Source organism: Olleya sp. Hel_I_94 (assembly GCF_007827365.1).
Lineage (GTDB): Bacteria > Bacteroidota > Bacteroidia > Flavobacteriales > Flavobacteriaceae > Olleya.
In genome coordinates, this window is sequence record NZ_VISI01000002.1 from 2,396,747 (window position 1) to 2,420,959 (window position 24,213).

A 24,213-nucleotide genomic window follows, 5' to 3' on the forward strand; every position below is an offset into this window, starting at 1 on the left:
TGTCGTAAAGTCACTATTTGGTAAAACTCGACTTTGCCTTAATGCGTAAGTTTATAAAACTAACCAAATAATGAAACACTTATACCTGCTAATCTGTTTTATAAACTTTTCTGTATTTGCACAAAATACAACCTACAACCCAATCACTAGTTCTGGAGATTTATATGAATATAGTCAGTATGCATCGGTTGGGAATAAAGATTTAAGTATACAAGATATACTTTTAGAAAAAAACCTTGAATATCAAGATTTAAGCTCTGATAATCAAAGTTTAGGATTTACTTCTCAAAATTATTGGGTAAAATTTAAATTAGAAAATACGTCTAATGATAAAGCGACCTATTACCTAGAAACTGCAAGACCTGTAACAGATAAAGCTAATATGTTTATTGTTACACAAGACAGTATACAAACGTTTAAAAGTGGTGATCAAATCCCCTTTGAAACCAGACAGGTGGCACACAGATCTACTGTATTTAAACTAGTTTTATTACCTAACACTGTTCAGGATGTTTATATGGAGTTTGGCAGTGATGGAGAAACAATCAACTTACCACTTAACCTATTTACAGAGTCTGAGTTTTGGATCATGAATTATAAGCAACAATTGTTTTTGGGCTTATTTTATGGTCTTTTATTTTTGGCAGGGATTATATACTTGTTCTTTTATACTAGTTTAAAAGAAAAAACATTTTTGTATTATGGCTGTTATGTGTTTTCAATAGCTTTATTACAAGGCGCTTTGGATGGTTTTATTTTTGAATTTTTACTAACCAATGGTGGTTATTTAAATAGTAAAGCGGTTTTAATAGCAGCATTATTTTCTAATTTTTTTCTATTAAAATATTGTGAGTATTTTTTAAAAGTTTCGCAATATTTAAGCAGTTTTAAGATTGTATATAATATTATATATTTCGTGTTAGGTGTTTTATTTGTCATGGTATTTATTTCGCCAAAAACAATGGAGTTTGTATACCCATTATCTAATTTAAATGGCTTGCTAAGCCTTATTTTGCTCTTGGCTACAATTTTTACAATGCGTTATAAAAAACTACGTGTTGATTTTTATTTTTCTATTGGAATTTTCTTTTTGATAATTGGTTTATTAGGCTTTGTAATGAATAACTTAAGTCTATTGCCTAATAATTTTTTTACTTTAAATAGCTCTAAATTTGGATCAGGAATGGAGGTTATTTTCTTGTCTTTATCTATGACTAACTTGCTTAAAAAATTAAGGGAAGATAAGGAAGAGTCGCAAGAATTAGCGTTAAATAGGTCTCAGGAAATAAGTCAATTAAAGACTTTTTTTATGTCCAATATGAGTCATGAATTAAGAACACCTATTAACGCAATTATGGGTATTGCACAAACCGAATTGAAAAATAATGGTAATTCTGAAAGTAATAAAAATTACGAAATTATTAAAAATGCATCACTTAGTTTACTTAGTAATGTTAATGATATTTTAGATTTTGAGAAGATTGAAAAAAACGAATTAAAATTGGTCAACGAGGTTTTTAATCCGTTTAATGCAGTTACTGAAATTAATAATAATTGGAAACTTGAAGCACAGCGTAAAGGCTTAAATTATCATTTTGAAATAGATGCAGATATACCAGATTTTATTGAAAGTGATTTAGAGCGTTTTGTGCAAATTATAAATAATGTTTTAAGTAACGCTGTTAAGTTTACAGCAGAAGGTAGTATTGGTTTTAAATTAAAATGTTTTCCGCAACCTAATGATGTTAATCGGTTTTCACTTCAAGTCTCAGACTCTGGCGTTGGTATGACACCAGAAACCAAGAAAAACATTTTTGACAGTTTTAATCAAATGAGGAATAACCACAAAAGAAAATTTGGTGGTATCGGGTTAGGGTTAACTATAGTCAACCGTTTAGTAGATTTATTTGATGGAGAAATAACGGTAGAGAGTCAGTTAGATAAAGGCACTGTTGTGTATATAGATTTGCCTTTAAAAGTTGTCAAAATAGCAACCCTTAACGATCAAAAAGCAAACCCAAGCACACGTCATGCTGCTCCTTTAAATGTTTTAGTTGTAGAGGATAATATGCTAAATCAAATGGTTATTAAAAAACTACTTAGTACAGATAACAAGTTTACAATGGTTATTGCTAACAATGGTGAAGAGGCTTTAAAACTATTAACAAACGCTAGTTTTGACTTAATTTTGATGGATTTGCAAATGCCTATTATGGACGGTTACGAGGCTACGCAACATATTAGAAGTGGTATTTGTGGACCCAAAATACAATCAATACCAATTATAGCAGTAACCGCAGATGTTATGCAGGAAACTAAACAACGTGTTTTAAACATTGGTATGAATGATTACATGACAAAACCGATTAATAAAGAGCTTTTGTTTAAAAAAATAGAGCGTTGTATTTATGATAATACTAATTTAAAAATTGCTTAATTTATAAAAGCTATGCTTTTTTTGGTGACAACTTCCAATGCTTCTGGTAGATAATTTTCAGTCCAAGGATGTTTAGCATTAAATACATGATTGGTTTCTGGTAGTGCAATTAAGGTGTTTTTAGGGCTCCAAAGTTTTAGCAATTTTGCTTCTTCAAAGCTTACCGAAGGATCTTTAGTACCATGAATTATTAAATGAGGAATAGTTAATCGTTTACAGCAATTTTCTATATCCAATCGGTCTTTATTATTTATGTAATCTAAGTAAAACTGAAAATTATGAGGCATATTTTGTTTTGTCCGACTGTTTAAAACGTATTTAACACCATCTTGTTTCCATTGTTCTAAATCTCCTGTTGTGGAGGTGCGTTTGCCAAAAGCACAAACACTAGCCCAAGTTATTAACTTTGTAATTCTGTGGTCTTCGCTTGCTTTAATTATTGAAATTCCACCACCTCTAGAATGTCCAATTAAAGTGATATTATTAGTGTCAATATTATTTTTGTATATACTTTGGTCTGACGTAAAATGATTTAGTATATCGTCTAAATCTTGTAATTCTTTAGTGTAGTTGTTTTCCGCGAAAGCGTCTAAATCCGGAAAATCTATAGGTTGATTTGCAGTTCCTCCATTATGCGAAAAGTTGAATTTTACAAAAAATAAATTTTGTTTAGCAAAGTTATTTGCTACTAAATCCCACGTTCCCCAATCTTTAAAACCTTTGTAGCCATGACAAAAAATCACTAAAGGTTTTTGCTTTTTGTTATCATTATAAAACGTATCATAAACAATTGGTTTTTGATTAATACGTGTTAATATTTGATTTTTTATCTTCATTTATAGCTCTTTTTCTATAAAATCTTGATCTGTATTAAAGATTTCTATGATTAAATTTTTAAGCTGAATTTCAAATTCATTTAAAGTGTCCTGAGTGATTAATGTATCCTTATTCCTGTCGTGACTGCTTTCTTTTTTTATGAAGGGAATAAAACCTGCACTTAAATTTTTAAACGAAATAATACCTGCTTCTACAGGTAAATTTATTTTTTTATCCTTTAAAAGCATATAGACATACATCAAAACCTGAAAAGATTTGCTGTACTTATTATAGTCCGTTAATAAGTCGTCCCAATTAATAACTGACACTTTACTTTGGTCTACTTTTCCTGTTTTGTAATCTATTATTCTAACAACACCATTACATTGGTCTATTCTATCAACTGTACCTCTTAATTGTATTGTAAAAGGTAATGTGTCTATATTTAGTTTTACGTTTTCGACCTTAGCTTCTAATGCAATAATTTTTATGGAATCTCCTTTTTTTAATGCTTCAATTTCTAAGTTTAAAAAATTTAAAACATAGCGTTTAGCAATTTCAAAAACAATAAGGTTTTTACCCTTTGTCATATCACCTTCCTTGTATTCTTCTTTAAAAAACGAGGTGATAAGAGTATCTATTTTTGGTATTAAAGATTTTACGTTGTCAACAGTTATTGTTTGTCCAATAAAAGGAGTGTATAGGCTTTCAAGTGTATTGTGTACAACGGTTCCTAGTGTATTGGCAGCAATGGTTTCTTCTACTTCTTCTAGATTAGAAATGCCTAGTAACTTTTGATAGTAAAAATCAATTGGGTTTCTAACATAACTGGTTAATGATGAAGGAGAAAATCCTCTGTTAGCAATATTTTTTAATTGCGAAATAACACTTTCGGTTTTACTAACTGTTATTAGTTGTTTATTATGGTTAGGTACTTTTGGCGTTAGTATTTTATGAGTGACCTGATGTGTACCTTCTAATTCTAATTGATTGATAAATCTACTTTTCTCTCCTCCAATTAGCGTATCAATTTCTGTGTTATATAATATATAAACATTTTTTGCACGCTGTAATAAGTGATAAAAGTGGTAGGTGTATACTGCGTCTTTTTCTTTATAAGTTGGTAGTTTGTTTTCTAATTTTACATCAAAAGGAATAAAGGAGTTATTCGTTTTTCCTGAAGGTAAAATACCTTCATTAACATTAGATATAATTATAGTTTCAAAGTCTAAAACTCTAGATTCTAACATTCCCATGATTTGTAAACCTTGTAAAGGTTCTCCTTGAAAATCTAATGTTTCAGAGCTTAGTAATTCTTTATAAATTTTATATAAACCTTTTATATCTTTTATGTGGTTGTAGTTTTCATTTAGTCGTAAAATCTCATTAAATAAGATATTAAATCTGAATAGATATTCTAATCCTAATTGATTTTTATCTTTATTTTCTGTGAGATGTTCTTTAATTATATTAATAAGTTTAAAACAGTTGTTTAGAGCTGTTTTAGCGTCGTTATTCCAATTGCTAAACAATAGTGACACTAACGCTTTATTGTCTTGAGCTAAGGCTGATATTTGAGCTTCTGTTACATAAACTAAATTGTTTTTATTGATAAGCTCTATAATATTAATAGCATTATCGTTTTTAAATAATGGTTGTATGTATTGATGAGAAATTATACTTATAACATCCTTGTAATAAAATGGATTAGCATGCTTTTTATGTAAAGTGAAAATATGTTCAAATAAAGAAGCTAATGGGATGGTTTTTAAAGGAAATCCCATGGTTATATTTAACGTCGAAACGGATTCTGGTACGGAATTTAATACGGGAATTAATAAGTTTTCGTCACCTAAAACTACAGCTGTATTTTTTAAACTGGCATCGTATTTACTTAAATCCTGTAGTATTGTTCCTATTGCTTTTGCTTGACCTATATTTTTTGGTACACCAAAAATATTAATGTTTTTTTTAGATGAGTAATGGTCGTTGATCCAGTTAAAATCATGATCATTAAAATAGCTCCATTTGTTTTTGTGTTGTCTTAAAAACAATCCAGCGTCATGAATTTTATTATTCATAAATTGCTTGTCAGTGTCCCAATAAATGGTTGCTAATTTATTATGTAGTAGTTGTTGTATTATTTTTTCTTCTGCTTCATTTAAAGCATTAAACCCTAAAAACACATGGTGTTTGTCTGTGTTAGATATGTATGCATTACTGTTGTTAAAGGCTTCTCTATAAAGTAAGCCTTGATAACCTTTATTTTTAGAAATTAAAGATGTAGTAAAGGCGTTATAATAATCGTTTAACTTATTCCAGAATTTTAAATAGCTACTGACCAGTTCAGTTTGATCTTCTTGTAGTGACCAATGTTCTAGGTTTTTAATAGCTTTTAGGTAGTCAAATATTTTTTTCTGCGGAATTAGATAGCGATCAATCTCATTAAAATCTTGAAGTATAATTTGTGCCCATTTAGAAAAGGTATCAAATGACTCTCTTTCCTTTTCTGGAGTTAGTATAATATATACGTTATAGAACTCAAAAAGCAGCTCTGTGTTTGTTGTCGTTTTTAAATCTGATAATTCTTCTACAAAGGATTCTATACTAATAATCTTTGGAGCAAAAATAGTCTGATTTAAAGTTAAGCTTAACGTGCGTCTTAAAAAAACACCTGCTCTTCTGCTGGGTAATATAAAGACAAGTTCGCTAAAGTTTACTTCCTTAGTTACTAAGTCGTCAATTACATCTTGTATAAAACTTGTCATTATATAAAAATAAAAAACGCTTCGGAATACCGAAGCGTTTTTCTATAAAACTTATTAGTGTTTGGTTATAACTTATTTTCTAAGTTTAACTTCTACACGTCTGTTGTTAAATCTTCCAGCTTTTGTTTTGTTGCTGTCAATTGGATAGTCTTCACCAAATCCGTAAGCGTTTAATCTTTCAGAGTTAATTCCGTTTTCGATTAAGTAAGCCATTACAGCGTTAGCTCTAGAATCAGATAATGTTTGGTTAGAAGTTTTGCTTCCAACGCTATCTGTGTGACCTTCAATTGTAAAGTTAGCGTCTGGGTATTCTTTTAAGATTGCAGTAATAGACTGTAATACAGAGAAAGTTTCTTTTCTGAAGCTAGATTTTCCAGTGTCAAATAAGATAGTTTTAGCATAGCTATTTAATTTATCTAATACAACTTGAGTTGGGATAACAGCTTCTGGACAACCATTGTTAGCTACTGTTCCTACTTCTTTAGGACAGTTATCATCTTTGTCTAATACACCGTCACCATCAGTATCTGGCCAAGGACATCCTCCGTTTGCAGCAGGACCTGCTTCGTTTGGACATTTATCTTTAGCATCAGCAACACCATCACCATCAGCATCTGGACAACCTTTTAAAGATTTTAATCCTTTTACTTGTGGACAATCATCGTTATTATCAGATACTCCGTCACCATCAGAATCTGGACAACCGTTAAACTCAGCTAAACCAGCTTCGTTTGGACAAGTATCTTTAGAATCTTCGATTCCATCACCATCAGAATCTGGACAACCGTTAAATGCTTCTAATCCAAAAGTATCAGGACAAGCATCATCTTTGTCATATATTCCGTCACCATCAGTATCAGTTCCACCAAATTTAACTGCTAAACCAGCTGAATGTTGGAAATGCTTAGTTAAATAGTCTTCAAATGAGTGCTTGTATTTAGACTCAACAAATAAACCAATATTATCAGAAAACCAGTAAGTTAATCCTAAAGAAGCATTAACTGTTCCTGCTCCAACTGCGTTGTTAGAACCTGCTTTTGTAGAGTAAGTGTTATAAGCACCTTCTTCAATCCAAGTGTAACCACCTCCAACTCCAATAGCTGGATCTAATCTTTTTGAACCTAATACTTCACCTAAGTGGTATCTTACGTTACCATCAATAGCGTAGTATGCTAAATCATTAACACGTAAACTAGGGTTAGTACTATCTTGTCCCCATTTGTTAATTCTGTTTATAGAACCTCCAGCTTGGATAGAGAAGTTGTCACCAACATACTTAGATACAGAAATTGTAGATAAAGATGGTAAAATACTCCAGTGATCGTTAGCGTTAAAGAATTCTTGGAAATAATCTCCTTGTGGAGCGTTTTCACCTACAGGAAAAACATCTACTGCGTTTACACCGAAGTTAATAGCCCATGGGTTGTTTTGGTCTTGTGCCATAACGTTACCTAAACTAGAAAGTAGTAACATTGTGAACAATAATCTGCTAAGATTTTTCATATTCAAAAATTTAATTTTTAAGTGTTAATTAAAAGCAAAAATAAGTTGTTATATATTATTAACAAAGACAAATATATAAAAATATTGATTATTTGTTGCTTTTATATCAGTATTATAGATTGTTTCTAAATAATTTCCAATACTTTACCAACTTTAATAAAAGCACTAACTGCTTTTTCTAGTTGTTCCTTAGTGTGCGCTGCAGATAACTGCACTCTAATTCTAGCTTTGTCTTTTGGTACTACAGGGAAGAAAAATCCTATTACATAGATACCTTCTTTTAATAACATATTTGCCATGGTTTGAGATAGTTTAGCATCGTACAACATTACAGGTACAATTGCTGAGTCACCATCAATAATATCAAATCCTGCAGCTTTCATTTCTTTTTTGAAAAATTTGGTATTTTCTTCTAGTTTATTACGTAACGAGTTGTCATTGGCTAACATATCAAACACTTTTATTGAAGCACCTACAATAGCTGGTGCTAATGAGTTTGAAAATAAATAAGGTCTTGAGCGTTGACGTAATAGTTCTATAATTTCTTTTTTACCAGTAGTGTAGCCACCCATTGCGCCTCCAAGTGCTTTACCTAAAGTTCCTGTTATAATGTCTACTCTGTCCATAACGCCTTTTTCTTCTAGAGTACCACGTCCTGTTTCTCCAATAAATCCAGCCGAGTGACACTCGTCTATCATTACCATAGCGTCATATTTATCTGCTAAGTCACATATTTTATCTAAAGGTGCTACTAATCCATCCATAGAGAATACGCCATCAGTGACAATTATTTTAAAACGTGCGCCATTTGCGTTAGCATCAATAAGTTGCTTTTCTAAATCTGCCATGTCGTTGTTTTGGTAACGGTAGCGCGCAGCTTTACATAACCTTACACCATCAATAATTGAGGCATGATTTAACGAGTCTGATATAATCGCATCTTCTTTACCTAATAAAGGTTCAAATACACCACCATTTGCATCAAAAGCTGCTGCATATAATATGGTGTCTTCTGTACCATAAAATTCTGCTATTTTGTGTTCCAAAGTTTTATGTATGTCTTGTGTACCACAAATAAATCTAACAGATGACATACCAAAACCATGCGTATCCATTGTGTCTTGAGCTGCTTTAATAACTTCTGGGTGAGAGGATAATCCTAAATAGTTATTTGCACAAAAATTTAAAACAGTTTCGCCTGTGTTTAAAGTTATTTCGGCACCTTGAGCAGATGTTATAATACGTTCTTCTTTAAAAAGACCGTTGTCTTTAATGTCTTGTATTTCGTTTTGTAAGTGTTCTTTTATTTTACTGTACATAATTGTATTTTTTTACAAATTTAATAATGTTATCGCGTTAATTGCTTAGTTAAATCTATTCTTTAATTTAATACGTTACTATTTTGATTGTATCGTTTACATAGATTAATATTTTTTTCTTTACCATATAGTTCATCTCCTTTAAAGTATCAGAATATTCTTCTAGTTGTTGTTGGTACTTAGGATTAGATAATCCTGTTTTGTAATCTATAATAATAGCTTCGTTATCTTTTATTGCTAGTCGGTCTGGTCTAATTATTTTGCCTGATTTTGTAATAATATCTCTTTCGTTATATATGGTATAATTATCAGTAAAATAAGGATTTAACTCTGGTGTATTAATAATTTTAGTAATTGTATTGTTTAAAATTAATGCTTGTTCCTTATTAATAGTTCCTGTTTGAGTATAGGTTAAAATAACAGGCTCAACATCTACTATTGTGTTTATTTCTGACATTATATCGTGTATCAGGTTTCCTTTTTCAATAGCATTTTCTTGTTCTGTATCCCATAGATAACCTGATTTAGTAATAATTTTAATATTATGATCTTGTTTAGAAACGCTAATAAACAATTCTGTTTCTTGGGTGTTTTCTAACTTGTCTTCTAGTTGCGATTCGCGATTAGCTTTTCCAAAGGTATACTCTAATTGTGAGTCACTCCATAGACCCTTGTCTATTAAGTAATTTGTTAGTAATCCAGAATACGTATTATGTGTCACTATTCCTTTTACTGACTTTTCTTTTTTAGATATAATATAGAGTTGCTCTATAGGTCTAGTTAATGCTACATATAATAGGTTAATATTATCTAATTCTTGTTCTGCTCTATGTTGATTGTAAATGGTTTCGCCAGTTGTGCCATATTCCTCAAAGTCCTTATTAAAATTGAGTAGCGTTTTAGAAAAACCACTAAATTGTTCTTGGTCTAACGGAAACCATTCTTTGGGCTCCACTTCTTTATATATATCTAAATGTGCATACGGAAAGATAACCACCGGAAACTCTAATCCTTTAGATTTATGGATTGTCATTATCTGAACCGCATTTTGATTGCTAGGAGAGACAATATTTAAACTGTCCTTTTTAGATTCGTAATAATCTACAAAACTTGGTAAATCGGATATTTGCTTTTGAGAAAACTCTAAAACGGTGTCTAAAAAGTACTGTATATAGGCATTTGACGTTTCCGTCATTTTAAAACTTCTGACAATATCTTCAGTTAAATCAAATAAGGATAATTCTACTAATTCGGTTGGATTACAATGTATTGAGAATTGCTCAAAGCCTTTAAAAAACTCGGGAAGTGGCAACTCCAAGTTGGTTTTAAAATAAGCATGTTTATCTTGTATTGCATTAGTATTTGCTATATAATCCAACACTTTAATTCTAACCTCTAAGTGATTTGGGTTTATTAGTAGTTTAAAGATATTAATAACTAGTTTAACCTCTTCAGAGTTGTTTATCAACATGGTTTCGGAAGAGGTGATTTTAACTCCTTTTTCGCTTAAAAATTCGGCAATAGCCACACCTTCTTTTTTCTTTCTTACTAATATGCAAATATCTTTAAGATTGTATCCGTTTGTTAAGCATTGGTTTATGGTGTCAAAAACTGTTTCTGGAAACAACTCGTTAATATCGTCTTCTTTTTGTAAATCTAAAAACTGAATATTAACAAAGCCTTCTTGATTTAACACCGGAATTTGATTTGCTTTTTTATACAAATCAGAATAGTCGTTACTACTAAAACTAGTGTTAGCCAAAAACTCAAAAAACGTATTATTAAACGTAATAACCTTTTTAAAACTTCTGTAATTATACTCTAACCTAACAACTTCTTTGTCAATAGGAAACGGGTTGTCGGTTTTAGTTAGTCCTAAAAATTGTTCTGCTTTTCCACCTCGCCACCTATAAATAGCCTGTTTAGCATCACCTACCAACATGGCTGTGCCTTGTTCACCTTTTAAGTTTTGTCCTGTTAGTGTGTTTTCTATTAAAGGCACTAAGTTTTCCCATTGCATTTGTGATGTATCCTGAAACTCGTCGATAAAATAATGTCTAAATTTTTCACCTAAACGTTCATAAATAAAAGGCGTTGGTTGGTTTTTAATTTCTTTACTGATAAGCGTATTAAACTCGGAAATCAATAATTTATTTTCATCTTCCTTAATCGTAGTTAACTCTTTGTTTATAGCATTTAAAACGGATAAAGGCGTTACATTTTTGTACACAGCTTTTATAAATTTTAAGCTAATAACATTTTCTTTAATTAAGTGATATGCTTTATCTATCTGTGGTAAAAGTTGATCAATTAATTGCGCTTTCGCGGAATCTAAAGTCTTTGTGTAAACGTTACCTTCAGCAATATTATCGGCTAATTTATTATCATATAATTTGTAAAATTCAAAATTAGAAACTTTTACAAAATGGTTATATAACGTTCCTCTAGAAAAACTTTTGGCATCCAGACCATTGGTTTTAAAAACCTCTAATAATTGGTTGGCTGTTTGCTTAATTAATGTTTCTTGATATTTTATTTTTTTAATTAATTGCGCTTTTAAGGATTTAAAATCCTCTAGCGTTTTATGTTTAATACTGTCTAAATGTGGTAAGTCATTGTCGTTAATTAATAGTTTGGCAATAGTATTAAAATCTCTAGAAACGTCCCAACTTTTATCATCATCAGCTTTTTCTAAAGCAAAATCAATTAAAACTTTAGTAAGTGCCACATCAGTTCCTGCTTTAGCTATAAGACTATCCACTGCTTGATTAAGTAGCGATGGTGTATCAAGCTCGACCTCAAAATTTATCGGAATTTTTAAATCATGTGCAAAAGTCCTGATTAATCTATGGTTAAAACCGTCTATAGTAGAAATGTCAAAAGCAGCATAATTATGCATTATGGTGTTTAATAAAGCAATTGATTTTAAATGGACATCAGTAGGTTTAAGGTCTAACTCAGTAGTGATAGCCTCAAACATCCCATTTGGTTTAGTGATAATTTCTGGATCAGAAAACGATTTTAATGTGTCTAAAATTCTAATTTTCATCTCGCCTACAGCCTTATTTGTAAAGGTTATGGCTAATATTTGTTTAAAACCGTCATTATGTTTTCTGGTAAACAATAGTTTTAAATACTCCTTAACTAAAGCAAAGGTTTTTCCGCTACCAGCAGAGGCGTCATAAACTTTAAAAGGTGTTTTTGTAGACATTGTAATTTTAAATTTTAGACAAGATAATAACAATATTATGGTTCCTAAATTTATTTTAAAACATTCTTTGATAATTAAATGGCGATGTTAAAATATTATTAAATACATTTAATCCATTGCTTAAATATTTTCAATTGAAGGCTTTAATGTTTAATTTTGATTATATTGAATATTAACACTTAAAAACATACAATTATGGCTTTTGAATTACCAAAATTAAAATATGCGTATGATGCATTAGAACCAAATATCGATGCACGTACAATGGAAATACATCACACAAAGCACCACAATGGTTACACAACTAAACTAAATGGAGCTATTGAAGGAACTGACTTAGAAGGAAAATCTATTGAAGATATTCTTACTAATTTAGATATGAATAATATGGCTGTAAGAAATAATGGAGGAGGTTTTTACAATCACTCATTATTTTGGGAAGTTATGAATCCAGAAGGTAAAGGACGTTTATCTGGAGAATTAAAAGATGCTATTGAGGCAGCTTACGGAAGCTTTGATGCATTTAAAGATGCTTTTAGTAACGCAGCAGCAACTCAATTTGGATCAGGTTGGGCTTGGTTATGTGTGCATAAAGGAGGTAAGGTTGAAGTGTGTTCTACACCAAACCAAGATAACCCATTAATGCCAGGGGTAACTTGCGAAGGAACACCAATCTTAGGATTAGACGTTTGGGAGCATGCTTACTATTTAAACTACCAAAACAGAAGACCAGATTATATTGATGCATTTTTTAATGTTATTAACTGGAACGAAGTAGAAAGACGTTATGCAGAAGCTAAATAAGCTTTAAAACGTTATAATATTAAAAAAGCAGATTCATATTTGAATCTGCTTTTTTTTATGCTGTAAACTGTGTGTTTTTTAAAATTTTGGCAAATAAAAAAGGAGAACGAGAGTTCTCCTTTTTTGCCCCAAATCTACCATGAACTTAACCTACTTATGTTATGGTAAGCTCAAATATAACGACATTTAATTTGATATATTATAAAATATAGTTAAAACGTAAAAATATTCGCTTAAATGAGTATGTCGTGAGAAAATTTGTACTTCTTATAATTAGTAAGCACGTTCTTTATTTCCTTCGTAAAAATTAATAAAAGCTCTGTTAACTACTCGGTTACCTCCAACTGTTGGATAGTTTCCTGTAAAATACCAATCTCCTAAATGATCAGGTATTGCTTTATGTAAATTAGCAACTGGCTGAAAAATGATTTCAACTTCAGCATTAACGGACTCATCAGTTAAAAGTTGAGAGATCTTAGCCGAAATTTGTTCTGTTGTAAATTGGTCATAAATTTCGTTTACAAAATTCTTAACATCTTTATCTGCTAGGTCTTCTTGTGCTTTGCATCTGTGATATACTTCTTCTACTAAATCGTATTTTCCGTTTTCTTTAAGTAGCGCTAATGCAGCATTAAAAGCTACCAATGTTTCTAGATTAGCCATGTCAATACCATAACAATCAGGAAAACGTATTTGTGGTGCAGACGATACGATAACAATCTTTTTAGGATGTAATCGGTCCATCATTTTAATAATACTCTTTTTTAAAGTGGTACCTCGTACAATACTATCGTCAATAATTACAAGGTTATCCGTAGGTTTTATAACACCATAGGTTACATCGTAAACGTGAGCAACTAAGTCGTCACGACTACTATCTTCTGTAATAAAGGTTCTAAGCTTAACATCCTTTATTGCTATTTTTTCTATACGTGGTCTTTCTTTTAATATAGATGTTACCTGATCTGCAGATAATTGTCCATTTCCGTCTAAAATAGCTTTGGTTTTTTTCTCATTTAAATGCTCCTCGACTGTTTCAATCATTCCATAAAATGAAGTTTCAGCAGTATTAGGAATATAAGAGAAAACACTATTTTTTGTATCATTATTAATCGCCTTTAAAACTTGTGGCATTAATAAACGTCCAAGCATTTTACGCTCTTGATAGATTTCGGCATCACTTCCTCTAGAAAAGTAAATGCGCTCAAAACTACAAGATTTACGCTCTAAGGGTTCTAATATTTTTTTTATCGAAACTGCACCAGATTTTTTAGAGATTAAAGCATGACCTGGAGTTAGCTCTTTAACATCCTCAAACTCGACATTAAAAACTGTTTGTATCACAGGACGTTCTGAAGCAACAACAACTATCTCGTCATCTGTATAGTAATATACAGGACGTATGCCTGCTGGATCACGAAGTACAAAAGCATCTCCATGTCCAATTAAACCAGCCATAGCATAACCACCATCCCAATTTTTAGCAGCACGTCTTAATATTTTGGCAATTTTTAAACGTTCGGCAATTAAAGGTGAGCATTCGTGTTTACCGTAACCTTCTTTTTTTAGGTCTTTATAGATTTTACTTACTGCATCATCTAAAAAGTGACCTATTTTTTCCATTATAGTAATGGTGTCTGTATATTCTTTTGGATGTTGTCCAAGGTCCACTAGGTTTTTAAACAGCTCTTTAACATTAGTCATATTAAAGTTACCTGCCAAAATAAGATTACGATGCATCCAGTTATTTTGTCTTAAAAAAGGATGGACACTTTCCACACTGTTTTTACCAAACGTACCATAACGCACGTGTCCTAATAGTAACTCACCAATATAAGGTATGTGTTTTTTTTGAAGCGCAACGCTATCTTGGTATTCTGGATGTTGTGCTAACTCTTTATTTACACGTTCGTTAATTTGTGCAAAAATATCCTGAATAGGTTGTTGTGCTATGGAGCGTACACGACTAATGTAACGTTCTCCTGGAAGCGTGTCCATTTTAATACTTGCAAAACCAGCACCATCTTGACCACGATTGTGTTGCTTTTCCATCATTAAGTACATTTTATTTACACCATAAAAAGCACTTCCATATTTTTCTTTATAAAATTCTAAAGGTTTACGTAATCTTATCAGTGCAATTCCGCACTCATGTTTTAAAGCATCACTCATTGTTGTTGTGTTGTGAGTTGTTTATTAAAATGATAAAAATAAAAAACGCGCTCATAATTACGAGCGCGTTTTTTTTATTTTAATTCGATATCGAAATGTGTTAATTTTTTAAATTCTTTTAGTCGGTTGTTGACCTCGTCTTTTTTAAGGTCAATCATGCGCTCAGTTCCAAATTTTTCGACACAAAAAGAGGCTAAAGTAGATCCGTAGATTACTGCGTTTTTCATGTTTTCAAAACTAATGTCTCCTGTACTTGCTAAATAACCAGCAAATCCACCAGCAAAAGTGTCTCCTGCTCCAGTTGGATCAAATACTTCTTCCAATGGTAAAGCAGGTGCATAAAACATATGGTCATCATGGAAAAGTAAAGCACCATGCTCTCCTTTTTTGATAACTACATATTTTGGTCCCATTTCATGAATCTTTCTAGCAGCAACAACTAAACTGTATTCTCCAGTTAATTGTCTTGCTTCTTCATCATTAATAGTAATTACATCTACATTTTTAATCACTGCAAGTAAATCGTCTAATGCGATGTCCATCCAGAAATTCATAGTATCTAAAATAGCTAATTTTGGCTTTTTAGTCATTTGGTCTAAAACACCTTGTTGTACTAAAGGGTGTAAATTACCTAACATTACAATCTCCGCATCACGATAATTTTGTGGTACTACAGGGTTAAAATGCTCTAATACGTTTAATTCAGTTGCTAAAGTATCACGAGAGTTCATGTCGTTGTGATATTTTCCACTCCAAAAAAATGTTTTACCGTCTTTTACAATCTCGATACCTTCAATATTTACTTTTCTATCTGTTAAAAGATCTAAATATTCCTGAGGAAAATCTCCACCAACAACAGACACTGCTGCTTGATCTACATCAAAATTTGCTGCAGATAACCCTATATAGGTTGCTGCTCCACCAAGAATTTTATCGGTTTTACCAAAAGGAGTTTCTATTGCGTCAAATGCTACTGTACCTACTATTACTAACTTGCTCATAAAAGCTATTTAAATTAAAGTGCAAATATAGGTTTTTTAGTCGCATTTTTTTTAATTTCCTTTCGGAATAAAATGAAGTCTTTAACATTAGTTTTGTAATTCTTAACAATTCACTTGTATCAAACAACACTTCACTAATCTTTATTTTTTTTGAGGTTGTAAATCATGGATGTTTGCTTTAAATTAAAACAAATTAAAATGAAAAAAAATAAAAAGACTTTGGTGTATGCGTTGGTTTGAACTTTTGTTATTACTTCCTTCCAAAATCCGCAGGTATTTCTCCCCAAGCTTTAGTTTCCCATTTAACAATAGTAGTTTTATAATCGTTAGCTTTTAGCCAAGCTACAGCACGATCTACCAAATCATAAACTGGTTTATTTTTTGCGTTACGCTCAAGCTTACTATTACACGTTTTTTTGCGTACCCAACTCATAGCTGTTTTGGAGTCTGTATATATAATACGGTCGCTATTATGTTTTTTTAAAAAACTTAAACCATGTACTAAAGCCAAAAACTCACCTAGATTGTTTGTGCCTTGCTCAAATGGTCCTTGTTTAAATAATTGTTTCTTGGTTTTGGTGTCTACACCTCTATATTCCATTATACCTGGATTACCAGAAGAAGCTGCATCCACAGAGATAGAATTATAATTTGGACGTCCAATTTTTTTAAGCTGTTCATGGCTTAACTCACTTTTAAAATCTTCTTTTTTTCCAATATAGTCAAAGTAGTTACCTTTCAAGGCTTCTTTGGCAGCGTCAAAAGTAGCAAAGGACTTATATTGCGCACCTGGATAGTCTTTAATTTGTGCTTTACAATCATTCCAAGTTTCAAAAACGCCTTTATGGTGTCCTTGCCAAACGGTATAATATTTTTTCTTCTTTTTACTCATTTTAGTATTTCCGTGTAAACGGAAATCTTATTTTTTTAATAGTTGATCAACCACTTCCGGAAAATGTTTCATCTCTAATTCATGAATCTTGTCTGCAACATCTTGTGCAGTGTCTGAAGCTAAAACCTCACATTTTGATTGAAATATGATCGCACCTTCGTCATAATTCTCGTTTACGTAATGAATTGTGATACCTGTTTCTGTTTCTTTATTATTAATTACAGCTTGATGCACATACATTCCATACATGCCTTTTCCACCAAATTTTGGTAATAAAGCTGGATGTACATTGATGACTTTATTTGGAAAGTTTTTTAGTATTTTTTCTGGAAATTTCCATAAAAAACCAGCTAAAATAATTAAATCAGGTGTATTAGATTTAAGAATATTTAATACATCATCTGTCTCTGTAAAGGCTGTTTTGTTGAAAGATAAAGCGCTAACTTTCAATTTTTTACAGCGATCTAAAACTTTGGCATGAGGATTGTTAGTTAATACCTGAATAACAGACGCATTGTCTCTATTTTGAAAAAACCTTATTAAATTTTCAGCATTAGATCCGCTTCCGGACGCAAAAATTACTACACGTTTCATTTTCTATTTTCAATGTTAAATTCTTCAAACAAAAAAAGCAATAATTATTAACAATTATGGGCTAAAATCGAAATTCTTCGATTTAAATAATTAAATTCGTAGCACATTTTTAAAGTAAACGTGTGTTTTAAAATAAAGTTTTTTATTTTTGCCTCTTAATTAAAACTAAAAAAATTAAAATTATGTCAGACATTGCATCAAGAGTAAAAGCGATTATCGTAGACAAATTAGGTGTTGATGAAAACGAAGTTGTAACTGAAGCTAGCTTCACAAACGACTTAGGAGCAGATTCATTAGACACTGTAGAATTAATCATGGAATTTGAAAAAGAATTCGATATCCAGATTCCAGATGACCAAGCAGAAAACATTGCTACAGTAGGTCAAGCTGTATCTTATATTGAAGCTGCTAAATAAGCACAATATTTATGGAACTTAAGCGAGTAGTAGTTACAGGATTAGGAGCGTTAACGCCAATTGGAAACACTAAGGACGAGTATTGGTCTGGTCTTATTAGTGGTAAAAGTGGTGCTGCACCTATAACATATTTTGATACTGAAAAGTTCAAGACAAACTTTGCTTGCGAGTTAAAAAATTTCGTGGCAACTGATTTTCTAGATAGAAAAGAAGCCCGCAAAATGGACAGGTTTACGCAGTACGCAATGGTCGCATCTGATGAGGCTATTGCGGACTCTAAACTAGACTTAGAGACCATAAATAAATTAAGAGTAGGTGTAATTTGGGGAGCCGGAATTGGTGGATTAGAAACATTTCAAAATGAGGTGTTAAATTTTGCCGAAGGTGATGGTACTCCAAGATTTAATCCTTTTTTCATCCCTAAGATGATTGCAGACATTGCTCCAGGAAACATTTCTATAAAAAATGGTTTTATGGGTCCTAATTACACAACTGTATCTGCATGTGCATCTTCTGCAAACGCAATGATAGATGCCTTAAATTATATACGTTTAGGACATTGTGATGTTATTGTTACAGGAGGTAGTGAAGCAGCAGTTACAATTGCTGGAATGGGAGGATTTAATGCAATGCATGCTTTATCAACCAGAAATGAAAGTCCAGAAACAGCATCAAGACCTTTTGATGCCACTCGTGATGGATTTGTTTTAGGTGAAGGAGCAGGTGCAATTATTCTAGAAGAATATGAGCACGCTAAAGCAAGAGGAGCCAAAATCTACGCAGAAGTTTTAGGAGGCGGAATGTCCTCTGACGCTTACCACATGACTGCACCACATCCAGACGGAATTGGAGTAATTGCAGTAATGAAAAACTGTTTAGAAAACGCTGGTTTAAAACCAGAAGACGTTGATCACATTAATACGCATGGTACATCTACACCTTTAGGTGATGTTGCCGAGTTAAAAGCTATTAAAGAAGTTTTTGGTGATCACGCAAAAAATATTAATATCAATTCTACCAAGTCTATGACTGGGCATTTATTAGGTGCTGCAGGTGCTATTGAGTCTATTGCTGCTATATTAGCAATGGAACATGGTATTGTGCCACCAACAATAAATCATACTACTATAGACGAAAATATTGATCCAGATTTAAATTTAACACTTAATGCACCTCAAAAAAGAGAGATTAATGTTGCTATGAGCAATACTTTTGGTTTTGGAGGACACAATGCTTGTGTGTTATTTAAAAAACTAGACTAGTTTTATTGAATGAAACGCATTCGTAACATATTTAATTCCCAATCAAATGACGATGGGAATTTTTTTGTGGCAATATCTAAAATACTAAAGTTTAAACCAAAAACTTTAAAGTTTTATCAAACAGCCTTTACGCATCGTTCCATGAATATTAAAGACGAAAAAGGACACATAATTAATTATGAACGTTTAGAGTTTTTAGGCGACGCTATGCTTAGTGCTGTGATTGCGCATCATTTATACATGGAAGTCCCTGGAGGTGATGAAGGTTATCTAACTAAAATGCGATCAAAAGTAGTTAGTCGAGAACATTTAAATGAACTTGGTAAAGATTTAGGACTTATAGATCTTGTAGAAAGTAAAATACCTAAAGGTCAATTTGGAGATAATATACATGGTAACCTATTTGAAGCGTTAATAGGTGCAATATATCTTGACAAAGGTTACAAAAACTGTGATAAGTTTATTCAAAAACGGGTTATAGATCCTTATGTTGATATCGAAAAACTAGAAGGTAAAGTCATAAGCTATAAAAGTTTATTGATAGAGTGGTGTCAAAAAGAAAAAAAGGTCTTTGACTACAATGTTTATGAAGACACTGGTAATGACAATATTAAACACTTCTCTGTAAAATTATCTATTGACTCAAAAATAGTAGCTAAGGCTAGAGCAACTTCAAAAAAGAAAGCTGAAGAAAAAGCATCCAAACGCGCCTTTTTTGCACTTCAAAGTCAAATTACTAAAGCTGGCTTTATATAATAAAAGTACTATTCTTAAATTCTTAATAATTTAGGTTTAACTAAAACGTTTTCGTGGTTTTTTGTTGTTAAGTTTAAGTAAAATTGAATTATAATAAGCGTTTAAATGCTATATTTACAATTAATTTTATATTAAAATGGCTGTTCGGAAACTCTCCTTAGATGATTTTTTAGAAGAAGAGCATTACGCATTAATAGGTATTCATTGCGTAATAGAAGACTATAGATTAGCTTTTTTAATAAATCAAACATTAGATATTAAACTTAGAAGACGGTTAGACGACCTAACCAATCCAAGTTTAAATTCCAGTTATGCATTGTTTGAGTGGTTTGACGAAAAACAACTTACCACATACCACCTAGTAGCCAATACATGTAAGGTACAGCATAATAATTTACAGCAACAATCAAATTCGTTATTTGGAGAAGACTCAACAGGTGCAACTAATTTTTATTTGTTACCAGAATTTAAAAAAGTAAATTATCTTCTTAAAATAGAAACCGAATTCCATAATAAAGAAAAAATTATTTTAAATAACATTCTAAGGATTCCACAAGTAGTGACTGCTTACAGTATAGACACAGATGCTTTAAAATCCAAGGACAATTTAATATTCAACTAATGCCAATAAGAAAAAAAACTAAGATCGTTGCAACTTTAGGACCAGCAACTAGCAGCAAAGAGGTATTAAAAGGTATGTTAGACGAAGGTGCTAATGTATTTAGAATCAACTTCTCTCACGCAGATTATAAAGACGTTGAAGAACGTGTAAAAATGATACGAGAGCTAAACGACGAGTTTGGTTATAATGCTTCCATATTAGGAGACTTGCAAGGACCAAAACTTCGTGTAGGAGTGATGAAGGGAGAGGTAATTGTAAATCCTGGAGACGAGATTGTTTTTGCAACAGGTAAACGTTTTGAAGGGACTAAAGATCGTGTATACATGACTTATGACCGTTTTCCGCAGGATGCAAAACCAGGAGAACGTATCCTTTTAGATGACGGAAAATTAATTTTTGAAGTACTATCAACAGATAAAAAATCAGAAGTAAAAGCCAAGGTAATTCAAGGTGGACCATTAAAATCTAAAAAAGGAGTTAACCTTCCTAATACAAATATCTCTCAGCCAGCTTTAACAGAAAAAGACGTCGAAGACGCTATTTTTGCATGTAAGTTAGGAGTCGATTGGATGGCCTTATCATTTGTGCGTCATGCAGAGGATTTAATGCAATTACAAGAACTAATAAAAAAACATAGCGATCATAAAATTCCGATTATTGCAAAAATCGAAAAACCAGAAGCAGTAGAAAACATAGACAAAATTGTAGCCTATTGTGACGGATTAATGGTAGCACGTGGTGATCTTGGAGTAGAGATTCCTGCAGAAGAAGTACCATTAGTTCAAAAACAACTAGTACTACGTGCAAAACGTGCCAGAATACCAGTAATTATAGCAACACAAATGATGGAAACTATGATTACTAGTTTAACACCAACACGAGCAGAAGTTAATGACGTTGCAAACAGTGTAATGGATGGTGCAGATGCAGTAATGCTATCAGGAGAGACAAGTGTAGGACAATACCCTGTGCAAGTTATCAGACAAATGTCTAACATTATCAAAAGTGTAGAAAACTCTGAGCTAATAAAGGTACCACAATCACCACCACACATACGTACCAACAGATATATTACAAAATCCATATGTTATCACGCAGCACACATGGCTAATGATATTGACGCAAAAGCAATATCAACATTAACCAATAGTGGATACACAGCGTTTCAGATATCAGCATGGAGACCAAAATCACATATATTAGTATTTACCTCAAACAAGCGTATATTAACGCAGTTAAATTTACTTTGGGGAGTAACAGCGTTTTATTACGACAAGTTTGTTAGCACAGACGAGACCATAGAAGACGTAAACGCTATTGCATGTAAAAAAGGGTTTTTAGAAGTAGGAGACATGTTAATAAGTTTAGCAGCCATGCCAATTCAAGAAAAAGGAATGGTAAACACGCTAAGAGTCACAGAGATTACAAGTTGTAGTTTTTAAAATAACTTGGGCGTTACCACAAGGGTCGCGCTATCCACTATATCTTTTTTGCGCATAAGCGCGCACAAAAAAGGATGTCGTTTCTATCGCTAACGCATAGCCAAGCACAAAACATTAAATTAAAACCAGTTATAGAGATATAACTGGTTTTTTGTTTTAAAACACTTACAAACTATGTTAAATATTAATCAAAATAGCAATTAAATTAGTCAGTTAAGTAATGATTATGTAATTTAAAGTAATAAACGATTAATAGTATATAAAATGAACAACCTAGCGATACAAACAATAGAAAAAGAGCAAATAAAATTTTTAAAATTCCCTAAAGAAGAATTATTATCCTCGAAAAAAGAAAAAGTAGAACGCTGTCAGACTTTAATAAGAGCAATGGTATTGGGTAATATAGAGCACGAGAAAGTACATATTTTGTTTGCAGACAACGAAGGATTAAAAAGAGTAAACACCACAATTTGGGGAGTAACAGAAGACTATGTAATATTAAAAACGTCTACAATTATTCCAATGGAGCGTATTGTATCTGTAGCCTAGAATTTAAAACTCAATTGGACACTAATGGTTTTATCCAACTCTATCTTTTTAGGTTTATTTAAAGTATTTAGATTGGATAATGAGATGCCAAGTAAACGCACAGAATTATTCATTTTTTCTTGATATAGCAAATCCTTTGCAGTATCCAAAATTATAGCAGCATCAGCAATAAAATAAGGTAATGTTTTACTGCGTGTTTGTAGCGTAAAATCACTGTATTTAATTTTTAACGTAATAGTTTTTCCTGCAACTTTGCTATTAGCTAATCTTTTAGCAACTTCGTCAGCAATAAGCTTTAGTTTTTCAAGCATAAAGACTTCTGAGGATAAGTTTTCAGTAAACGTACGCTCAGCAGCTAAACTTTTTCTAATTCTGTTTGGTTTTACTTCGCTGTTATGTATACCTCTAACAATGTAGTAATACGATTTTCCTGACTTGCCAAAGTTAGATTCTAAAAACTCAATTGATTTAGATTTTAAATCCTTACCGTTATAAATTCCCTTTTGGTACATTTTCTCGGCAGTAACCTTACCAATGCCATAAAATTTTCTAATGTCTAAAGCTTCTAAAAAAGCTAAAACCTCTTCAGGATTTACAACTTTTTGTCCATTAGGTTTGTTGTAATCACTAGCGATTTTAGCAACAAATTTATTAATACTAATTCCAGCTGAAGCAGTTAAGCCAACTTCATTAAAAATTCTAGATCTAATCTCTTCTGCTAACATAGATGCGCTAGGATTACCTTTTTTGTTTTGGGTAACATCTAAATAGGCTTCGTCCAAGGATAAAGGCTCTACCAAATCGGTATAATCGTAAAAAATTTTTCTAATTTTATTAGAGATTTCTTTATAGCGTTCAAAATCTGTTTTAACAAAAATTAGATGAGGACATAATTTTATTGCCAATCTACCAGACATGGCGCTTTTGACTCCAAATTTTCTTGCTTCATAGCTGGCAGCACTAATAACACCACGTGATCCGCCACCTCCAACAGCAATAGCTTTTCCTATAAGTTCAGGATTATCCATTTGGGCTACTGACGCGTAAAATGCGTCCATATCCACATGAATAATTTTTCTTATTGGTAAATCGTTTTGCATCTTGTAAATTTAGACATTAAATGTCTTTTATTGATTTCAATTTAATTTAAGATTTATAATTACCTAAAAAAATGATAGAAATAGAACGTAAATTTTTAGTCAAATCTAATGCCTTTAAAGCAGAAGCATTTAAACTCACCAAAATTACGCAAGGTTTTTTAAGTACTGACAAAAAAAGAACTGTAAGGGTAAGACTTAAAGATAATCAAGGGTTTTTAACTATAAAAGGAGAATCCTCAAGCAGTGGATTGTCTAGGTTTGAATGGGAGAAAGAAATCACAAAAGTAGAAGCAGAACAATTATTATTACTTTGCAAAAAAGGAGTAATTGATAAAACACGTTACGAAGTAAAAGTAGATGAGCATACGTTTGAAGTGGATGAGTTTTATGCAGATAACCAAGGGTTGGTCATTGCAGAAGTTGAGTTAAATCATGAAAACGAAACTTTTGTTAAACCGGAATGGTTAGGTGATGAAGTGACTGGAGATATTAAATATTACAATTCACAACTTATTGAAAACCCATATTGTTCTTGGTAAAGTGAGTGCT

19 protein-coding genes are annotated in these 24,213 nt (G+C 31.8%); 9 read left to right on the plus strand and 10 right to left on the minus strand.

Annotation, left to right across the window (positions count from 1 at the left end):
* Positions 1 to 70 precede the first annotated feature (70 nt).
* Entirely contained in the window at positions 71 to 2,437 is a 2,367-nt protein-coding gene (locus tag JM82_RS14005) for a hybrid sensor histidine kinase/response regulator (protein ID WP_145005316.1), read from the plus strand.
* On the opposite strand, the gene JM82_RS14010 is transcribed toward JM82_RS14005, so the two are convergent.
* From JM82_RS14010 to JM82_RS14030, 5 genes are all read right to left on the minus strand, one after another.
* Positions 2,434 to 3,273 carry an alpha/beta hydrolase family protein gene (locus JM82_RS14010; protein WP_145005319.1) on the minus strand — a complete coding sequence of 280 codons (840 nt, stop codon included), beginning with the start codon at positions 3,271 to 3,273 and terminating at the stop codon, positions 2,434 to 2,436. The genes JM82_RS14005 and JM82_RS14010 overlap by 4 nt on opposite strands.
* On the minus strand, positions 3,274 to 6,021 hold the full coding sequence (locus JM82_RS14015) for a PD-(D/E)XK nuclease family protein (RefSeq protein ID WP_145005322.1): 2,748 nt from the start codon (positions 6,019 to 6,021) through the stop codon (positions 3,274 to 3,276).
* 72 nt (positions 6,022 to 6,093) lie between these two features.
* On the minus strand, positions 6,094 to 7,524 hold the full coding sequence (locus tag JM82_RS14020; RefSeq protein ID WP_145005325.1) for an OmpA family protein: 1,431 nt from the start codon (positions 7,522 to 7,524) through the stop codon (positions 6,094 to 6,096).
* A gap of 125 nt (positions 7,525 to 7,649) precedes the next feature.
* Positions 7,650 to 8,843: a glycine C-acetyltransferase gene (gene kbl / locus JM82_RS14025; protein ID WP_145005328.1), complete on the minus strand. Its 1,194-nt coding sequence runs from the start codon at positions 8,841 to 8,843 to the stop codon at positions 7,650 to 7,652.
* A gap of 67 nt (positions 8,844 to 8,910) precedes the next feature.
* Positions 8,911 to 12,054 (minus strand): UvrD-helicase domain-containing protein, encoded by a 3,144-nt coding sequence (locus tag JM82_RS14030; RefSeq protein ID WP_145005331.1) that lies wholly within the window; start codon positions 12,052 to 12,054, stop codon positions 8,911 to 8,913.
* A 195-nt stretch (positions 12,055 to 12,249) separates the two neighbouring features.
* On the opposite strand from JM82_RS14030, the gene JM82_RS14035 reads away from it, so the two are divergent.
* Positions 12,250 to 12,858, plus strand: coding sequence for a superoxide dismutase (locus tag JM82_RS14035; protein WP_145005334.1), 609 nt, complete (start codon positions 12,250 to 12,252; stop codon positions 12,856 to 12,858).
* 273 nt (positions 12,859 to 13,131) lie between these two features.
* On the opposite strand, the gene JM82_RS14040 is transcribed toward JM82_RS14035, so the two are convergent.
* The 4 genes from JM82_RS14040 to JM82_RS14055 all read right to left on the minus strand — a co-directional run bounded on the left by JM82_RS14040 (position 13,132) and on the right by JM82_RS14055 (position 17,517).
* Positions 13,132 to 15,030: an amidophosphoribosyltransferase gene (locus JM82_RS14040; RefSeq protein ID WP_145005337.1), complete on the minus strand. Its 1,899-nt coding sequence runs from the start codon at positions 15,028 to 15,030 to the stop codon at positions 13,132 to 13,134.
* Positions 15,031 to 15,104: 74 nt separating this feature from the next.
* On the minus strand, positions 15,105 to 16,031 hold the full coding sequence (locus JM82_RS14045; RefSeq protein WP_145005340.1) for a PfkB family carbohydrate kinase: 927 nt from the start codon (positions 16,029 to 16,031) through the stop codon (positions 15,105 to 15,107).
* A 250-nt stretch (positions 16,032 to 16,281) separates the two neighbouring features.
* Complete coding sequence (locus JM82_RS14050; protein WP_145005343.1) at positions 16,282 to 16,923, minus strand: viroplasmin family protein; 642 nt, start codon at positions 16,921 to 16,923, stop codon at positions 16,282 to 16,284.
* 27 nt (positions 16,924 to 16,950) lie between these two features.
* On the minus strand, positions 16,951 to 17,517 hold the full coding sequence (locus tag JM82_RS14055; protein WP_145005346.1) for a phosphoribosylglycinamide formyltransferase: 567 nt from the start codon (positions 17,515 to 17,517) through the stop codon (positions 16,951 to 16,953).
* 182 nt (positions 17,518 to 17,699) lie between these two features.
* Between JM82_RS14055 and JM82_RS14060 the strand changes: the two genes are divergently transcribed.
* The 6 genes from JM82_RS14060 (at position 17,700) to JM82_RS14085 (ending at position 22,564) form a co-directional block, all read left to right on the plus strand.
* Positions 17,700 to 17,933 carry an acyl carrier protein gene (locus JM82_RS14060; RefSeq protein WP_013869581.1) on the plus strand — a complete coding sequence of 78 codons (234 nt, stop codon included), beginning with the start codon at positions 17,700 to 17,702 and terminating at the stop codon, positions 17,931 to 17,933.
* 11 nt (positions 17,934 to 17,944) lie between these two features.
* Complete coding sequence (gene fabF, locus JM82_RS14065; protein ID WP_145005349.1) at positions 17,945 to 19,195, plus strand: beta-ketoacyl-ACP synthase II; 1,251 nt, start codon at positions 17,945 to 17,947, stop codon at positions 19,193 to 19,195.
* 9 nt (positions 19,196 to 19,204) lie between these two features.
* Positions 19,205 to 19,951, plus strand: coding sequence for a ribonuclease III (gene rnc / locus JM82_RS14070; RefSeq protein WP_145005352.1), 747 nt, complete (start codon positions 19,205 to 19,207; stop codon positions 19,949 to 19,951).
* Positions 19,952 to 20,087: 136 nt separating this feature from the next.
* Complete coding sequence (locus tag JM82_RS14075; RefSeq protein WP_145005355.1) at positions 20,088 to 20,573, plus strand: IPExxxVDY family protein; 486 nt, start codon at positions 20,088 to 20,090, stop codon at positions 20,571 to 20,573.
* A complete protein-coding gene (gene pyk / locus JM82_RS14080; protein ID WP_145005359.1) occupies positions 20,573 to 22,015 on the plus strand; it encodes a pyruvate kinase in 1,443 nt (480 codons plus the stop codon). Before JM82_RS14075 ends, pyk begins: the two co-directional genes overlap by 1 nt.
* A 264-nt stretch (positions 22,016 to 22,279) precedes the next feature.
* Positions 22,280 to 22,564 carry a hypothetical protein gene (locus JM82_RS14085; RefSeq protein WP_145005362.1) on the plus strand — a complete coding sequence of 95 codons (285 nt, stop codon included), beginning with the start codon at positions 22,280 to 22,282 and terminating at the stop codon, positions 22,562 to 22,564.
* Here the strand turns inward: JM82_RS14085 and dinB are convergent.
* The gene (gene dinB, locus JM82_RS14090) at positions 22,561 to 23,664 is read right to left on the minus strand and encodes a DNA polymerase IV (RefSeq protein WP_145005365.1); all 1,104 of its coding nucleotides are present in this window, start codon (positions 23,662 to 23,664) and stop codon (positions 22,561 to 22,563) included. The two genes, JM82_RS14085 and dinB, sit on opposite strands and share 4 nt — an antisense overlap.
* Before the next feature lie 71 nt (positions 23,665 to 23,735).
* On the opposite strand from dinB, the gene JM82_RS14095 reads away from it, so the two are divergent.
* Complete coding sequence (locus JM82_RS14095; protein WP_145005369.1) at positions 23,736 to 24,203, plus strand: CYTH domain-containing protein; 468 nt, start codon at positions 23,736 to 23,738, stop codon at positions 24,201 to 24,203.
* Positions 24,204 to 24,213 lie beyond the last annotated feature (10 nt).

What these genes read in the sequence shown, in the direction of transcription:
- JM82_RS14005 (WP_145005316.1), top strand. Translation starts at nt 71, where the DNA reads ATGAAACACTTATACCTGCTAATCTGTTTTATAAACTTTTCTGTATTT.
- JM82_RS14010 (WP_145005319.1), bottom strand. Translation starts at nt 3,273, where the DNA reads ATGAAGATAAAAAATCAAATATTAACACGTATTAATCAAAAACCAATT.
- JM82_RS14015 (WP_145005322.1), bottom strand. Translation starts at nt 6,021, where the DNA reads ATGACAAGTTTTATACAAGATGTAATTGACGACTTAGTAACTAAGGAA.
- JM82_RS14020 (WP_145005325.1), bottom strand. Translation starts at nt 7,524, where the DNA reads ATGAAAAATCTTAGCAGATTATTGTTCACAATGTTACTACTTTCTAGT.
- kbl (WP_145005328.1), bottom strand. Translation starts at nt 8,843, where the DNA reads ATGTACAGTAAAATAAAAGAACACTTACAAAACGAAATACAAGACATT.
- JM82_RS14030 (WP_145005331.1), bottom strand. Translation starts at nt 12,054, where the DNA reads ATGTCTACAAAAACACCTTTTAAAGTTTATGACGCCTCTGCTGGTAGC.
- JM82_RS14035 (WP_145005334.1), top strand. Translation starts at nt 12,250, where the DNA reads ATGGCTTTTGAATTACCAAAATTAAAATATGCGTATGATGCATTAGAA.
- JM82_RS14040 (WP_145005337.1), bottom strand. Translation starts at nt 15,030, where the DNA reads ATGAGTGATGCTTTAAAACATGAGTGCGGAATTGCACTGATAAGATTA.
- JM82_RS14045 (WP_145005340.1), bottom strand. Translation starts at nt 16,031, where the DNA reads ATGAGCAAGTTAGTAATAGTAGGTACAGTAGCATTTGACGCAATAGAA.
- JM82_RS14050 (WP_145005343.1), bottom strand. Translation starts at nt 16,923, where the DNA reads ATGAGTAAAAAGAAGAAAAAATATTATACCGTTTGGCAAGGACACCAT.
- JM82_RS14055 (WP_145005346.1), bottom strand. Translation starts at nt 17,517, where the DNA reads ATGAAACGTGTAGTAATTTTTGCGTCCGGAAGCGGATCTAATGCTGAA.
- JM82_RS14060 (WP_013869581.1), top strand. Translation starts at nt 17,700, where the DNA reads ATGTCAGACATTGCATCAAGAGTAAAAGCGATTATCGTAGACAAATTA.
- fabF (WP_145005349.1), top strand. Translation starts at nt 17,945, where the DNA reads ATGGAACTTAAGCGAGTAGTAGTTACAGGATTAGGAGCGTTAACGCCA.
- rnc (WP_145005352.1), top strand. Translation starts at nt 19,205, where the DNA reads ATGAAACGCATTCGTAACATATTTAATTCCCAATCAAATGACGATGGG.
- JM82_RS14075 (WP_145005355.1), top strand. Translation starts at nt 20,088, where the DNA reads ATGGCTGTTCGGAAACTCTCCTTAGATGATTTTTTAGAAGAAGAGCAT.
- pyk (WP_145005359.1), top strand. Translation starts at nt 20,573, where the DNA reads ATGCCAATAAGAAAAAAAACTAAGATCGTTGCAACTTTAGGACCAGCA.
- JM82_RS14085 (WP_145005362.1), top strand. Translation starts at nt 22,280, where the DNA reads ATGAACAACCTAGCGATACAAACAATAGAAAAAGAGCAAATAAAATTT.
- dinB (WP_145005365.1), bottom strand. Translation starts at nt 23,664, where the DNA reads ATGCAAAACGATTTACCAATAAGAAAAATTATTCATGTGGATATGGAC.
- JM82_RS14095 (WP_145005369.1), top strand. Translation starts at nt 23,736, where the DNA reads ATGATAGAAATAGAACGTAAATTTTTAGTCAAATCTAATGCCTTTAAA.